Source organism: Luteimonas sp. Soil_C_16, from assembly GCF_057657295.1.
In genome coordinates, this window is record NZ_JBDGIS010000004.1 from 41,940 (window position 1) to 56,204 (window position 14,265).

At 69.0% G+C, this 14,265-nt stretch carries 15 protein-coding genes; 6 read left to right on the top strand and 9 right to left on the bottom strand.

All coding sequences use genetic code 11. The features are described 5' to 3' along the window. Positions 1-145 precede the first annotated feature (145 nt). From AC3A5T_RS08800 to AC3A5T_RS08820, 5 genes are all read left to right on the top strand, one after another. Positions 146-346 carry a hypothetical protein gene (locus AC3A5T_RS08800; protein ID WP_332077102.1) on the top strand — a complete coding sequence of 67 codons (201 nt, stop codon included), beginning with the start codon at positions 146-148 and terminating at the stop codon, positions 344-346. An 81-nt stretch (positions 347-427) separates the two neighbouring features. After that, entirely contained in the window at positions 428-1,306 is an 879-nt protein-coding gene (gene yihG / locus AC3A5T_RS08805; RefSeq protein ID WP_487628240.1) for a 1-acylglycerol-3-phosphate O-acyltransferase, YihG family, read from the top strand. 131 nt (positions 1,307-1,437) lie between these two features. Beyond that, positions 1,438-2,760, top strand: a complete 1,323-nt coding sequence (locus AC3A5T_RS08810) for a PQQ-dependent sugar dehydrogenase (protein ID WP_487628241.1) — start codon at positions 1,438-1,440, stop codon at positions 2,758-2,760. A 115-nt stretch (positions 2,761-2,875) separates the two neighbouring features. Continuing rightward, positions 2,876-3,751 carry an ABC transporter substrate-binding protein gene (locus AC3A5T_RS08815; RefSeq protein WP_487628242.1) on the top strand — a complete coding sequence of 292 codons (876 nt, stop codon included), beginning with the start codon at positions 2,876-2,878 and terminating at the stop codon, positions 3,749-3,751. 31 nt (positions 3,752-3,782) lie between these two features. Beyond that, positions 3,783-4,736 carry a D-2-hydroxyacid dehydrogenase family protein gene (locus AC3A5T_RS08820; protein ID WP_487628243.1) on the top strand — a complete coding sequence of 318 codons (954 nt, stop codon included), beginning with the start codon at positions 3,783-3,785 and terminating at the stop codon, positions 4,734-4,736. Positions 4,737-4,806: 70 nt separating this feature from the next. On the opposite strand, the gene AC3A5T_RS08825 is transcribed toward AC3A5T_RS08820, so the two are convergent. From AC3A5T_RS08825 to AC3A5T_RS08845, 5 genes are all read right to left on the bottom strand, one after another. Further along, positions 4,807-5,088 (bottom strand): hypothetical protein, encoded by a 282-nt coding sequence (locus tag AC3A5T_RS08825; protein WP_487628244.1) that lies wholly within the window; start codon positions 5,086-5,088, stop codon positions 4,807-4,809. Positions 5,089-5,289: 201 nt separating this feature from the next. Beyond that, entirely contained in the window at positions 5,290-6,132 is an 843-nt protein-coding gene (locus AC3A5T_RS08830) for a CHAD domain-containing protein (protein ID WP_487628245.1), read from the bottom strand. A gap of 62 nt (positions 6,133-6,194) precedes the next feature. After that, positions 6,195-6,485: a hypothetical protein gene (locus tag AC3A5T_RS08835; protein WP_487628246.1), complete on the bottom strand. Its 291-nt coding sequence runs from the start codon at positions 6,483-6,485 to the stop codon at positions 6,195-6,197. Next, entirely contained in the window at positions 6,482-7,798 is a 1,317-nt protein-coding gene (locus AC3A5T_RS08840) for a TFIIB-type zinc ribbon-containing protein (RefSeq protein ID WP_487628247.1), read from the bottom strand. The genes AC3A5T_RS08835 and AC3A5T_RS08840 overlap by 4 nt, the downstream gene beginning before the upstream one ends. A 21-nt stretch (positions 7,799-7,819) precedes the next feature. Beyond that, a complete protein-coding gene (locus AC3A5T_RS08845) occupies positions 7,820-8,971 on the bottom strand; it encodes an SPFH domain-containing protein (RefSeq protein WP_487628248.1) in 1,152 nt (383 codons plus the stop codon). A gap of 216 nt (positions 8,972-9,187) precedes the next feature. Here AC3A5T_RS08845 and AC3A5T_RS08850 point away from each other — a divergent pair, with 216 nt between their 5' ends. After that, positions 9,188-11,302 carry a prolyl oligopeptidase family serine peptidase gene (locus AC3A5T_RS08850; protein ID WP_487628249.1) on the top strand — a complete coding sequence of 705 codons (2,115 nt, stop codon included), beginning with the start codon at positions 9,188-9,190 and terminating at the stop codon, positions 11,300-11,302. A gap of 61 nt (positions 11,303-11,363) precedes the next feature. On the opposite strand, the gene AC3A5T_RS08855 is transcribed toward AC3A5T_RS08850, so the two are convergent. From AC3A5T_RS08855 to AC3A5T_RS08870, 4 genes are all read right to left on the bottom strand, one after another. Beyond that, a complete protein-coding gene (locus tag AC3A5T_RS08855; protein WP_487628250.1) occupies positions 11,364-11,843 on the bottom strand; it encodes a VOC family protein in 480 nt (159 codons plus the stop codon). Positions 11,844-11,909: 66 nt separating this feature from the next. Continuing rightward, the gene (locus AC3A5T_RS08860) at positions 11,910-12,257 is read right to left on the bottom strand and encodes a DUF3325 domain-containing protein (protein WP_487628251.1); all 348 of its coding nucleotides are present in this window, start codon (positions 12,255-12,257) and stop codon (positions 11,910-11,912) included. Then, positions 12,250-13,938 carry a PepSY-associated TM helix domain-containing protein gene (locus AC3A5T_RS08865; protein ID WP_487628252.1) on the bottom strand — a complete coding sequence of 563 codons (1,689 nt, stop codon included), beginning with the start codon at positions 13,936-13,938 and terminating at the stop codon, positions 12,250-12,252. The genes AC3A5T_RS08860 and AC3A5T_RS08865 overlap by 8 nt, the downstream gene beginning before the upstream one ends. Continuing rightward, the gene (locus tag AC3A5T_RS08870; RefSeq protein WP_487628253.1) at positions 13,938-14,249 is read right to left on the bottom strand and encodes an iron uptake protein; all 312 of its coding nucleotides are present in this window, start codon (positions 14,247-14,249) and stop codon (positions 13,938-13,940) included. The genes AC3A5T_RS08865 and AC3A5T_RS08870 overlap by 1 nt, the downstream gene beginning before the upstream one ends. Between the last annotated feature and the right edge of the window lie 16 nt (positions 14,250-14,265).

Here is a 14,265-nt window from a genome sequence, read left to right on the forward strand (position 1 = left end):
TGCGCCGCTGCGGACGTCACCGGCGCAGGTCTGCCGGGCGCGTCGCGCACGCAGCCCGGCCACGCCACGCACGCGCCAGCCGCGTATCCTGTGCGCCGCACGCGCCCGGCAGGGCGCGCGCGGATCAGACCTGAGGATGTGGACGATGGCCCGAATGAAGCGCGACCCGACCCGGGAGCGGAACCTGACGCACGATTACGCCAAATGGCTGCTCAACGAGAAGCGCGAGCGGACCGATGCCAACGGCAAGCTGTTCGCGCGGACGCACACCACGCGCGGCCGCCGCTTCCACGGCTACAACGAGGAAGAGGTCTGCAAGATCATCGGCGTGGATTTCTACGGCTGATCGCCCGGCCGGCGGCGCGATCGCGCAACGTCGCCCCATCTCTTCGCTCTCCTTCGCCCTTTCTTCGAATTGTCCCGTCCGATGACCTCGCTCCGCGTTGCGTTGATCTTTCTGGCCGTCGTGGCCAATACCGTCGTACACGTGCCGCTGCTGCTCGCGGCCGCCCTGGTCAAGGCGGTGCTGCCGTCCGCGCGCCTGCGCCTGGCCTGCAATTCGGTCCTCACCGGGCTGACCGAGCGCTGGATCGCGGTGAACACCTGGCTGGTCGACCGCTACAGCGGGACGCGTTTCGAGGTCACCGGTCTGGAGGGGCTGCAAGCCGATGGACACTATCTGGTGCTGGCCAACCACCAGAGCTGGGTCGACATCGTGGTACTGCAGAAGGTGTTCAACCGGCGCATTCCGCTGATGCGGTTCTTCCTGAAGCGGCAACTGTTCTGGGTGCCGCTGCTGGGCCTGGCGTGGTGGGCACTCGATTTTCCGTTCATGGGCCGCCACACGCGGGCGCAGATCGTGCGTAACCCGGAGCTGGGACGCCGCGACATGCAGGCCACGCGCCGGGCCTGCAAGAAGTTCCGCGACATCCCGGTGTCGGTGATGAACTTCGTCGAAGGCACGCGCTTCACTCCGGAGAAGCACGCGCGCCAGGATTCACCGTACCGGCATCTGCTCAAGCCCAAGGCGGGCGGCGTGGCCTACGTGCTCGACGCGATGGGCGATGCCCTGCACGGCATCATCGATGTGACGATCGCCTATCCCGGCGGCCGCCCGACCATGGTCGACCTGCTGGCGGGCCGCGTGCCCGCCGTGCACATCGACGTGAAGCAACGCCCGATGCCCCACGACATTCTCCGCAGCGGAGACAGTGAGGATCGCGCCAAACGCGCCCGGTTCCAGCAATGGATCAACGCGATCTGGCAGGAGAAGGACGAAGCGCTCGCCCAGGTTCTGGAACGCTGATCGCGCACTGTCGCGGCATGAACGGGATGCGGCGCGGACGTGCGCCGTTCCACGCACCCACCACGCAGCCAGAGGGCACGTCCTTGCCGGCGTCTCCATCGAGCGTCTGGCCCACAATGCGCGGATCCACGATGCCGGGAATCGATGTGCTGCGAACCCTGCGTGTCTGCTTGCTGCTGGTGCTGTGCGGGTTGCCCGTGCTGGCCTGCGCCGCGCGCGAGCGCCACGCGGTCGACGCGGGCACCTGCGGCGGCTATCCGCGCCTCGCCATCGAGACGATGCGCGGCATGTGCGCGGGACTGGTGGTCGGGCCGACGACGGAGGCGCCGTCGCGCACGCTGCGGCTGCCGCGCTCGCTGCTGCAGCTCGATGCCGACACCTGGCTGGTCACCGATCTGGGCGCTTGGGACGGCACGCGCGGCAGGGTGTGGCGGCTGCGCACCGGCGCGGATGGCGCGGTCGAGGTGCAGCCCGTGCTCGACGGCCTGCATCTGCCACACGCGATCGCACGCGGCCCGGATGGCCGCGTCTACGTCGGCGAGATGAGCCGCATTGTCCGCTTCGATCCCGATGCGGAGAGGCCGGGCGACACCATCGAAGACGTGATCGGCGGCCTGCCCGACAACCGCCTGCACGTGCATCGCCATCCGTTGTCCAAATTCGTGTTCCTCCCCGATGGCGACCTGCTGGTCAATGTGGGCGCGCCGAGCGATCAGTGCACCGGCCCCGATGCGAAAACGGCGTCGGGCCTGTGCGCACAGAGCGAGGGCGCCGAGGATGCCGCGAGCCTGCGCCGGTATCGCTACGACGGCGACGGGCGCTGGTCGTCGGACTACACCGTCTTCGCCCGTGGATTGCGCAACGCGCTGGCGCTCGCGGTGCATCCGTCGGGCACCGTGTTGCAGGGCGAGAACAGCTACGACTTCGACAGCCGCTGGTCGCCGTTCGAGGAACTCAACATCATCGAGGCCGGACACCATTACGGCTGGCCCTACTGCGCCGACACCGCGCAGGCCACGCCCGCGTGGCGCGACAGGGCCGACTGGTGCCGTTCCGACGCGCACACCGCGCCTGCGCTGTTGCTGCCGCCGCATGCCGCGCCGCTGGACATGCTGTGGTACGAGGGCGCGATGTTTCCCGCGTTGCAGGGACGGCTGCTGATGAGCTGGCACGGCCATCGCTCGGTGGGCGGCCGCATCGCGAGTTTCGCGGTCGATGCGCGCGGCGTGCCGACGCCCGATGCCAATCCGCGCTTTCCGGTCTACGGGCAGGGCATGCGCGCCTACGGCGCCGGCCCTGCGGCCACGCCGGTGGTTCTGACGCCGGGCTGGGGCCTGAAGCGCGGCGTGCGCCCGCAGGGCTCGCCGGTGGGTCTGGCGGTCGCCCACGATGGCGCGATCTGGGCGACGGACGATCGCGCGGGCCTGGTGATCCGGTTCGCGCGGGACGATTGAGCGCGCGGCGCGGAGGCGTCGCGGCGGTCCCGATGTCATCCCGCATCGTCATCGTGCTGCCCACGGACGCACCGTCGTCTAGTCTGTGCAGCCCGCATTCGACCGAGTCGTCACGATGAAGCTCCAGCTGTCCCTCGAGTGGTTCCTCAATCCCGACCATCTGCCGCTGATCGCCGGCATCCAGCTGGGCTGGTATCGCGAGGCGGGCCTCGAACTCGAGCTGCTGGTGCCCGACGATCACTACGACGGACTGGCGGCGACGGTCAGCGGCGACGTCGCGTTCGCGTGCAACGAGCCGCTGCACATGATCGATGCGGACCGGCCGGGCCTCCGGGCGCTCGGCTGCTTCTTCGAGACCGATGGCGGCATCCTGCTGCAGCGGGCAGCAGGGCAGCGGCTGCTCGAAGGCGGCACGGTCCGGCTGGCGTCGCCGGTCGCGGGCGGCGTGACGGATGCGATCGCCGTCGAGATCCTGTCGCGCTGGTGCGTGCAGCAGGGCGCGGCGTTCGATGCGTCGCAGGTCGTGATCGAGAGCGCGGGCTTCGAGCATCTCGCCAACCTGCGTGCGGGCTTCGATGGCGCATGGCTGTGCTTCGCCAACTTCGAAGGTGTCGAAGCGCGGCTCGCGGGGCTCGACACGCACTTCATCGCCACGCACGAGGTGGGTCTGCACAACTTCTCGGCGCTGGAACTCTTCACCTCGCAGGCGTTCCTCGCCGAACATGCCGACGTGGTGGCGACCGTGACGCGCTTGATCGGGCGCGGCGCGACGCTGTGCCGCGACGATCCCGCGCAGGCCGCTGCGCTCTGGTACGCCTACAGCGGCACCGAGGCCACCGCGCTGATGGACGCGATCATCGCCGACACCTGTCCGCGTCTGGTCGGCCCCATGCAGCGCGATGCCGGCCGCTGGCAGGGCATGTGGGCCCAGTTCGACCGGCTGGGGCTGAGCCAGGTCGATCGCGCCGGCTACGCGGCGCTGTACGCATGATCCGTGCGCCCGCGATGTCTGGCGCGCGCGTATGAAGATCGCGATCCTCGACGACTACCAGGACGCCGTGCGCCGGCTCGACTGCTTCCGGCTGCTCGATGGTCATGACGTCACCGTGTTCAACCAGATACTCGAAGGCGATGCACTGGCGGACGCGCTGGCCGGCTTCGATGCAATCGTGCTCATCCGCGAGCGCACGCGTATCGACGCCGCACTGCTGGCGCGGTTGCCGGCGCTGAAGGTGATCTCGCAGACCGGCAAGGCCGGTCGACACATCGATCTCGCCGCGGCCGCGGCGCGCGGCATCGCCGTGCTGGAAGGCGAGGGCGATCCGACCGCACCGGCCGAGCTGACCTGGGCACTGGTGATGGCGGCCTATCGCCGCGTGCCGCAGTACGTCGCGCAGCTGCAGGCCGGCGTGTGGCAATCGAGTGCGACGCAGCCCGGACACGAGCGCATCGGCCGCACGCTGCACGGCGATGTGCTCGGGATCTGGGGCTACGGCAGGATCGGCCGGCTCGTCGCCGGCTACGGCAAGGCATTCGGCATGCAGGTGCGCGTCTGGGGGCGTGCCGGCAGTCTGGAAAGGGCGCTCGCTGACGGTGTCGCCGTGGCCGAATCGCGCGAGGCGCTCTTCGCGCAGGCCGATGTGCTCTCGCTGCATCTGCGTCTCGACGATGCGACGCGCGGCATCGTCACCGGTGACGACCTCGCGCGCATGAAGCCGACCGCGTTGCTGGTCAACACGAGCCGCGCGGAACTCGTCGAACGCGGCGCAGTCGAGCGCGCGCTGCAGGCCGGCCGACCGGGCTTCTGGGCGCTCGACGTGTTTGAGCAGGAGCCGCTGCCGGCGACCTCACCGCTGCTGCACAACGACGCGGTGATCGCGACGCCGCATCTGGGCTACGTCGAGCAGAAGAGCTACGCACTGTATTTCTCCAGTGCGTTCCGCAACCTGGTCGCGTTCTTCGCAGCGCGCCGCTGATCCGCCGTGATCCGCACAAAAGAAGCCCCGCAGTGCGGGGCTTTTTTCTGGCTCAGATGCGTGCGATGACTCAGCCCGCAGGCAGCTCGCACTTCATCTTCCCGTCCACGTAGTAGGGCTTCGGGACGTCGGGATTCTCGCTGGTGCGTTCGAACACGACCTCGAACGAGTCCACATCGGGCGTGCCCTTGCGGTCGGTGCAGGCGGCCTGCAGCTTCTCTTTGACCGCGGCGAGACCGGCGTCGCGATTCGCCCCGTCGGCGCTGTTGGTCAGGTTGACGACTTCGGCGAATGCCTGCGGGCTGATGGCCAGCAGACAGCTGGCGAGGGCGACGATGTGCACGTGCTTCATGGCATCTCCTTGAGGTGGTGGTGATCCGGAATCCCGTCGCGACACCGCGGCAATGGCCGGTTCGCGGACCGCCGTATCCTAAGCCGCACCGGTGAACATCCCGTTCTCGGCTGCACGCGACCGGCGCCGGCGCGTATCACGCGCATGCGCTCAGATGCCGCTACGCCACGCCGCATGGCGTCGACGCCAGCTGCCCGCGAGCTACGCGGGCGAGTCCGCATAGAGCCGCGTGCCCAGCGCGTGCGCGCGACTCGCCAGTGCGCGCTGCTGTGCCCGGAGGGGCGCCTCCAGTGCAGCGACGACGCCGGCGTCCACGCCTGTCATCGCATGCAAGTGGTCGGCCAGCACCGCGAGGTCGTGATGCAGGCCGAGCGTGTCGCCCAGTTCCGTGGCGCAGACATGGATCGCGCGCATCGGGCCGGGCCACACCGGTTGCAGCAGACGCAGGTGGAAGGCGTGGTCCTTGGTGCGCTTGCGCCAGTCGTGGAAGGCCTCGTCTTCGCCGGTTTCGCCGGCCGCGCGCATCGCCTTGCGGGCACGACGGTAGCTGGAGGTCAGGCCTGCCTCGAACGCCTCGAATCCGTCATCGGCGAGCCGCCAGGTCGCGATGCGCAGTAACGCAGCCTGCAGTTCCGATTTCGCCGCATCGAGCAGGGCGTCGGGATCGTGTGCGGTCTCGACCACCTTGCCGTGCTGCACGAGCAGCTGTCGCACGGAGCCGACCGCGTCCGCGTGCGCTGCCCCGGCATGCGCGGCCACGCGTTCGAAGGTCTCGATCAGTACATCGGCATCGCGCTTCGGGCCGAGCGGCGCCGCGATCCTGCGGAAGGCCGCGTTCTCGTCCCGGTATCCGCCGAACGATGGACGCACCAGACGCAGCAGGCCCCGGATCTTCTTGATGCGTTTGCGCACGTCGTGGATGGCACCTGCGGTGTCGACCGCAGCCGTGTCGACGCTGCGGATCGCCGCCTGCACCTGCTCGCGCGCGATACGGCGCAGCGACGTCCGCGCTTTCGAATCCCTGCGTCTGATGCGATACGCCATGCCACGCTCCCGTCGTGCGGAGATCCAGCACCCGTGACACGCACGCACGGGTGTCCCGGGCGCTAGCCTTCGGGCGGCCCGTCGTCCACGTTGCGCACAACTTCGCCCGGCACGCGCCGCACCCGCGCCCGATAGGCGCCCACGTTGTTGCCCTGGATGCGCGTGGCCTGCGTGCCGGTGATGGTGCCGACCTTCGCGTCGTTGCCCGTCACCGGCTTGGCGTCGATGCTGGTCTCGCGTTCGAAGGCGTGCGATTTGTCGGTGTTGCGGTAGAACCGGTACAGCGCCCAGTACAGCGCGGTCGCACCGGCGGGGCCGGAGAGCAGCAGCCACAGTCCACTGTCGTCGCTCATGACATGCCCACCAGAATCATGATCGCGATGCCCTCGATGAAGGTGCCGGCGGTCAACGCGGCCAGCAGCAGTTTCCACTGCTGCACGGGCACGCTGCCCATGGTTTCGCCGGTGCGGCCGTTGACCGCGATGTAGTGCAGCAGGCCGCCGTTCCGGCCGGGCTGGTGATACGAGTACAGCCAGACCGGCAGGTACATCGAGACCCAGCGCGTGCCGTGCACGTCGAGCTGTTCCTGCTCCCAGCGCACACCGCGATCAAAGCGTCGCGTCGTGCCTTCCACCTGCGCGCGCGCGATCGACAGCAGCTGGTCTTCCAGACGCGGCTGCAGCTGCTGCACGTTGCTGTTGCGCTTCTCGGACGTGAAACCTGAGAGGTAGGACGCGTTCCACTTCACCGCGTTCTTGGTGTCGAACGGCAGGATCGTATTGATGATGTTGTTGGTGTTGACGTTGACGTCCAGATTGCCGCGCTCGGTGGACGATTCCAGCGGCAGGTCGTCGACGGTGAACTCGACGTGGCGTTCGATCTGGTAGACGTCGGCGTCGTAGTACGTCTTTTTGTTGTTGTTCGTGCCACGCGTGTACTGGCGCGTCTTGATCTCGCCCTTGCCGGCCACCGACGCGCTCGCGCTGCCGTCGACGATCATGTAAGGCAGGTAGACGCCAACCACGTTCTCCGGCGTGAACTCGTCCTTGAACGCCTTGAGCGCGAACATCCGCCGCTTGTCGACGAACTGGCGGATGCGCGCGACCGCGTCGTCCTTGCGGATGTGGAACGGCAGTACCGCGTCGGGCACGGCGCCGTTGGCGATCTGCTCGTTGACGCCGAACACGTGGCGGCACCAGTGGCAGCGCGCCGTCATCGTGCTTTCGGTATTGACCGTCACTTCCGCGCCGCAGCCGGCGCATTTGAAGGTCATCAGACTCGCGGCATCGGCCTCGATGTCGCGCGCGCCGGACGCGATGACAGTGCCGCGCAGATCGGCGATGCCCTCGCCGAATCCGAAGGCTTCCTCGACGCGCTCGCCATGCCATTCGTTGCGGCAGTACAGGCACACGAGGATGTCGGTGCCTGCGCGCTGGCGGATGTCGGTCGCGCCGCACTTCGGGCAGCGGTTGAGGCCGTCCTTCAATTCCTCGGCGGACGTATCGATCGCCAGCGGATCGGGCGCCTCGAGTTCGTCCCGGATCGGGCCGGGCAGCGTGGCCGGATCGACCGGCAACGTGCCCGGCAATGGCGGCACGTCACGCGGCGAACCCGGGCCGTCGACGGGACGCGCCGGCAACGGCGGCGGCAACTTGGTGTCGGACATGGGCGCGGTCGGTCGGGCGGCTTACAGGCCCAGCGCCTTGGCCTTGAGCGCGTCGTAGTCGTCCTGGGTGATCAGGCCGAGGTCCAGCATCTCCTTGGCCTTCTTGAGCTTGGCCACCGGATCGTCGGCCGCGGGTGCGGCCGGTGTGGCCGGCTGCTGCAGGCTGCCGATGCCGCCGGCCATGCCGGACGCCATGCCCAAGCCCACGAGGCCCGCTGCGCCGCTGTGCTCGCCGGCAGACTGCATGCCCTGGGCGACACTCGCCTGCAGGTTGGAATTGCCGCGCGAGCCGGCAAGGGCGTCGGCGCGCTGCACGGTCTTGAGCAGTTCGCGGGTGTTCGCGTCGTACTCGATCGAGACGATGGCGGTCTTGACGATGGCCAGGCCCCGGTCGGACTTCCACTGGTAGCCCTGCTCGACGGCAGCGGAGAGGCTCTGCGCGAAGCCCAGCGAATCCTGCTGCAGCTTGGTGATGCGATTGCCCTTGCCGGGATCGTTCGTGTACAGACTGAAGGCCGGTGCGAGCGAGCTCACGACTTCGTTGAACAGCTGGCTGGCGGCGGCGTTGTCGATGTCGGTGAAGTCGAACACCTGGCCCGGCGCGAGATAGCTCGCCGGCACGAAGTTCTTCACGAACAGGATCGGGTCGACGATCTTCAGCGTGTAGGAACCGCGCGTCAGCGCGCCGACCTGCGTGCCGAGGAAGCCGTCGTCCCAGTAGATCTCCGACTGCGTGCCGAAGCGGTTGTCCGGCAACTCCTTCAGCGAGACGAAGAAGGCCGCTTGCTGGCCGCCGGGCTGGCCGCCGAACTTGAAGCGTTCCCAGCTCTGCTTGATCAGTGGGCTGACGATGCCGTCGCCGGCGAAGATCGACTGCGAATTGATGTCTTCCGAGCGCCACTCGTAACCGCCCGGCTCGGCGACGAAGCCGGTGATCGCGCCGTCCTGGAACAGCAGCAGACCATAGCCTTCGGGCACGACGATCTTCGAGCCGTTGCTGATGATGTTCGACGAACCGCGCGTGTTGGACCCGCGTCCGGCATTCGTGCCCTGCGGCACAGCCGCGAACAGCGCCGCCGTCGACGGCAGACCGGTCGGCACCGTCAGGAAGTCCTTCCACTGGTCGGCCAGTACGCCGCTGACCGCACCCGACACCGCCTGTACGAGACCCATGGCAATTCCCTTCAGTTCGTGGCCGGGCAGGGTGCCCGCCATGTCGGCGGATCATAGCGTCGCGACCGTAAGGGGTTGCTAGTGCTGGTCGTCATGACGTGCGCGGTTGTTGCCGCCACCCGCCCGCGCGCGCCCGCCGCCGGTGTCCGGTGCGTGGTGCGCATCGCGTTTGCCTCCTGTCGAGCACGCCACCGCGGCGCTGCAGGAGTCCAACGCGTGAACGCTGCCTATTCGATCCTGCCGCTGTTGCTGGGCGCCGCCATCGCCCACGCCGCGCCCTTGCCGCCGGCGCCGACCGAAGGATTCGTCGAAGACCGCTTCGGACATGACATCGACGATCCCTATCGCTGGATGGAAGATCCGGCGCAGGCGGCAAAGCTGCAGGCGTGGATGACCGAAGCTGGCGCGGCGACGCGTGCGCGGCTCGATGCGCTGCCCGAGCGCGCGGCGTTCGAAACCATGCTGCGGGCTGCGACGCGCGCGGGCGTGTCCTACGGCGACACGAAATCCGCCAGTGGTCACCTGTTCTTCCTGCAGCGTGATCCGGGCGCGGCCGTGCCCAAGCTGGTCGTGCGCGATGGCGCCGGCGAGCGCGTGCTGCTCGATACCGCGACCCGCGCAGGCGCGACGCAGGCGATCGCCAGTTACGCGCCGTCGCCCGACGGCACCCTGGTGGCGGTGATGGTGGGCGAGGGCGGCGGTGAACTGGGGCGCTTCGCGATTCTCGATGTCGCCGACGGACGCGAGCGCTACCGCCTCGACGGCATGACCTTCGGCGACTTCGAACTGTTCTGGCTCGCGCCGGATCTCGTCGCCTACACGCGCATGACGCACGCGCCCGACAGCGGCGTCGATCCGCTGCTGGACACGCAGGCGATGGTAGTCGCGCTGACGCCGCAGGGCGCGGTGGAGCGCGTCGGCCTCGGCAATCGCCTCGAAGGCGGGCCGACGTTCGCGCCGGAAGAGTTCCCGGTGATCATCGGGCCGGGCCATGGCGATCTGGTGTTCGGCTACGGCTTCGGCGCCCGTGCCGATGCGCGCGTGCTGGTGACCTCGCTGGCCGCACTGCGCGCGGGCACGCCGACGTGGCGGCCATTGGCGGACTACAGCGACCAGCTCGCCACCGATGCGCTTGTCGGCGAGACCGACTACTACTTCGTCAGCACCCGCGAGGCGTCCAACGGTGCGCTCTACCGCCGCGAGGTGACCGGCGATGCGATCGGCACGATCGAGACCGTGATGCCCGCAGGCGATCTGATCCTGTCGGATCTGGTCGCCACGCGCGACGGTCTCTACGTGATGGGCACGCGCGACGGCGTCTCGCAGGTGCTGTATCTCGCAGGCGGCGACGGCACACCGCAGGCGGTCGCCTTGCCGTTCGAAAGCGAGCTGCTGGACGCCTCGGCCGATGGCGACGGCGGATCGATGGTGTTCGGCCTGCGCGGCTGGACCACGACCACGCGCGCATTCCGCGCGACCGGTGGACGCATCGACGCACTCGGTCTGGATTCGGCGACCTGGGCGCCGACGCAGGCCTTCGTCGCGACGCGTGCGGAAGCAGTGAGTCGCGACGGCACGCGGGTGCCCATAGTCGTGCTGCGCAAACCGGGCGCGGCGGATGCGCCGGTGCCGACGTTCGTCGAGGGCTACGGCAGCTACGGCGTGCTGACCACGTCGCCGCTGAGTTCGCCGCTGCTGGCGCCCTGGGTCGAGCGTGGCGGCGCCTTCGTATTCTGCGGCACGCGCGGCGGTGGCGAGCGCGGCCGCGCCTGGCATGACGCCGGACGCGAGGCGCACAAACCGAACGCGCATGACGATCTGGCCGCGTGCGCGCAGCAGGCGCAGGCCATGGGCGTCGCGTCGCCGGCGACCACGCTGGTCATGGGCACCAGTGCCGGCGGTCTGCTGGCGCCGGCGACCGCGATGAAACATCCCGAACTGTTCGCCGGCCTGATGCCGCGCGTCGCCGTGCTCAATGCGAGCCGTCTCGAAGCCGCGCCGAACGGGCCGAACCAGTTCGCCGAGATGGGCGACCCGCGCACGCAGGCCGGATTCGAGGCGCTGCTCGCGCAGGACGCCTACGTGATGCTCGAGGACGCGCGCGATCTGCCCGACACGCTGATCACCGTCGGCATGAACGACACCCGCGTGGTGCCGTGGATGGCGGCGAAGTTCGCCGCGCGTGCGAGCGCGAAGTTCGGCGACCGGCGCGACATCCTGTTGCGCGTCGACACTGCGCAGGGCCATGGTATCGGTTCGTCGCAGGACAGCCAGGTGGCGGAACTCGCCGATGCGTTCGCCTGGGGCTGGGCGCAGGCGACGTCGCCCTGAGACTTCGGTCGCGCGCGTTGCGTGGAAAGCGCAACGCGCGCCGATCGATCGATGGTCCGCGTCAGCCGCGGACCGCCGCTTCGATCGCGGCGACGTCGATCTTCCTCATCGTCATCATCGCGTCGAAGGCGCGACTGGCCGCTGCGCGGTCGGGACTCGTGTAGGCCTCGGTGAGCACGCGCGGGGTGATCTGCCAGTTCACGCCCCACTTGTCCTTGCACCAGCCGCACTCGCTTTCCGCGCCGCCGTTGTCGACGATCGCGTTCCACAGACGATCGGTTTCCGCCTGGTCGTCGGTGGCGATCTGGAACGAGAACGCTTCGGTCTGCGGAAAATGCGGGCCGCCGTTGAGCCCGAGGCAGGGGATGCCGAACACGGTGAATTCGACCGTGATCGGCACGCCGGCCTTGCCGTCGGGATAATCGCCCGGCGCGTGATGCACCGCCTTGACTGCGCTGTCGGGAAACGTCTCCGCGTAGAACGTCGCCGCGTCGAGCGCGGTGCCGTCAAACCACAGGCAGATCGTGTTCTTCGGAATCATGGCCGGGACCCTCGTGGACGGTGCATCCAGCAGGCCACCGGACCGGTTAAGCCGGCGTGCGCGGGCTCAGCGCGTTGCGGCGGTATTGGCGATGCCGATCCATGGCGCCAGCAACGCCAGCCAGCGCGCGCGCCAGGCGAGCGCCATCGCGGTCGCGAATGCGCCGCCGGCTAGGGACATCACCCAGACCAGTGCGGCCATCGAGGCGTGATCGCTCGCCAGGCACAGCGCCAGCGACGCGGCGAGGGCGACCGCGCCCAGCACCCGCAGCACGCGCGTATGTACAGGCGGGACCGGCGCGCCCCAGACCTGCTGGCCGTGCGCCGGCATTGCCAGCGCCAGCCAGGCCATGCCGACGAGGCTGGCGAGCAGGGCCGCGCCCAGCAGCCAGGCTGCGTGCGAGGCCTCATGCATGGGCGGCCTCCCGGCGCGGGTCTTCGACGTCTGCGGTTGCGGCGGCGCGACGGCGCAGGTGCAGGCCGGTAACGCCGGCAATGGCGGCGGTCGCCAGCAGCGCGAGATCGAGGCCCGCCACGGGCCAGTAACCGGCGCCGAGCGTGCGCAGCAGATGGTCGCCGGTGGTGATCCAGTTCAGGCCGACGGCCGCGAGTGCCAGCACGACGATCGCACCGCACTGTTCGCGCCAGGCCGGGTTCGCCAGACCACGCGCGACCGGCGCGCTGCGCAGACCCGCATGGAGCAGGGCCAGTGCCCAGGTGCCCCAGAACGCGTAGCGCTCGAAGTCGCCGCGCGCCGGCAGATCGTCCGGCAGCAGGCGGTTGGCGACGAGAATGCCGAGCGTCGCCGCGACCATGCCGGTGATCATCGTCACTGCCAGCGCGTCGACGATGCGCGCGCCCTGGCTGGCCTGTTTCGCATGCTGGCGCTTGCGCTTCTCGACGAAGAACACGAAGCCGGTGGCGATGCATACCGCGCCCAGCAGACCGCCGAGCACGTACAGCCAGCGCAGCAGCCAGTGGCGGAAATGCTGCAGATGCAGACCGGTCAAGAATTCGGCGACCTTGCCGACCGGCGTGGCCACGGGATCCTCTCGGATCAGTTCGCCGGTGGACGCCTTGAAGTGGATGCCCTGGCCGACCAGCGCGATGCGATCGGTGCCCGCGCGGTACACGCTGACGTAGCCGTTGGCATCGCCGACGTGTTGCAGCACGAGAAAGCCCACATCGCCGGCCATGTCGCGCGCCGCCCAGCGGCGCTGCGCCTCGGCGACCATCGCGTCCACGTTCGCCAGGCCCGCGGGCACACCGGCGCGCTGGTGCGGCAGGCCGAGTTCGCTCGCTTCGGTCGCGGCATGCAGATCGTGCAGGTCGTGCAGCTGGGTGTGGCCGACCGGGAAGAAATACGTCGCCGAGAAGATCACCAGACCGGTGAACGCGAAGAAGAAGTGGAACGGCAATGCGACCACGCCGGTGAGGTTGTGCAGGTCCAGCACGCTGCGCAGACCGCCCTTGCCGGGCCGGAAGGTGAAGAGTTCGCGGAAGAACTTGCGGTGCATCACCACGCCGCTGACCAGCGCGGCTAGCATCACCAGCGCCGAGAAACCGACGACCCAGAACCCGAGATTCTTCCAGTCCAGCGTCAGGCTGTAGTGCATCGGGTAGAAGAAGCCGCTGCCGATCTTGAGCCGGTCGTCGGGCAGCGCGGTGCCGTCGCGCGGATCGATCGTGCCGAGGGCGAAGATCGCCTCGTCGGGATCCTTCGCGCCCGGCACCTGGAAACCGGCGAACAGCGCCAGCACCGGATCGCGATGCGTGGTGTAGGCGCTCCAGTTGGCGACGGTGTCGAAGTGCTCGGGCATCGGCCCGTCGACGCGCGGGCGCATCGCATCGATTGCCGGCTGCGTGGGCTGCATGCGTTCGAACGCCGGTCGCAGGATCTGCTCGAAGGACGGCATCGGCTGCGGTTCGAAGCGCGTCGACGGAATCGCCCAGCGGTCGATCTCGCGATCGAACACCGACAGCGCGCCGAAGAAGAACGCGGCCATCAGCACGAAGCCAAGCACCAGGCCGAACCACGTGTGCAGCCACGCCATCGCCTGGCGGAAGCTCTGCGTCACCATGCCCTGGGCGGCCATCAGACGATGCTCGCCTGGACCAGCGAGGCGACGCCCGCCAGCAGTGCGCCACCACCGGCCAATACGCCCCACGCCAGCACGAGCCGGCGCGTGGCGAACGTCCACAGGAACACCGTCAGGAACACCAGCAGGCCGAGCGCGCTCGCCAGGAACTCCGCGTCGTGGAAATCCACGCCCGCCTTGAACATCAGCGCGGCGCCCGCGGCGATGAAGCCCCAGGTGAACGCGTAGCCGCCGAACACGGCGGCGCCGATGCGCGCGGCGAGACGCAGGCGCGGGGCGGGGGACGAAAGCATGGCGGCGTTGGACATGGCGGCTGCGGTGTCG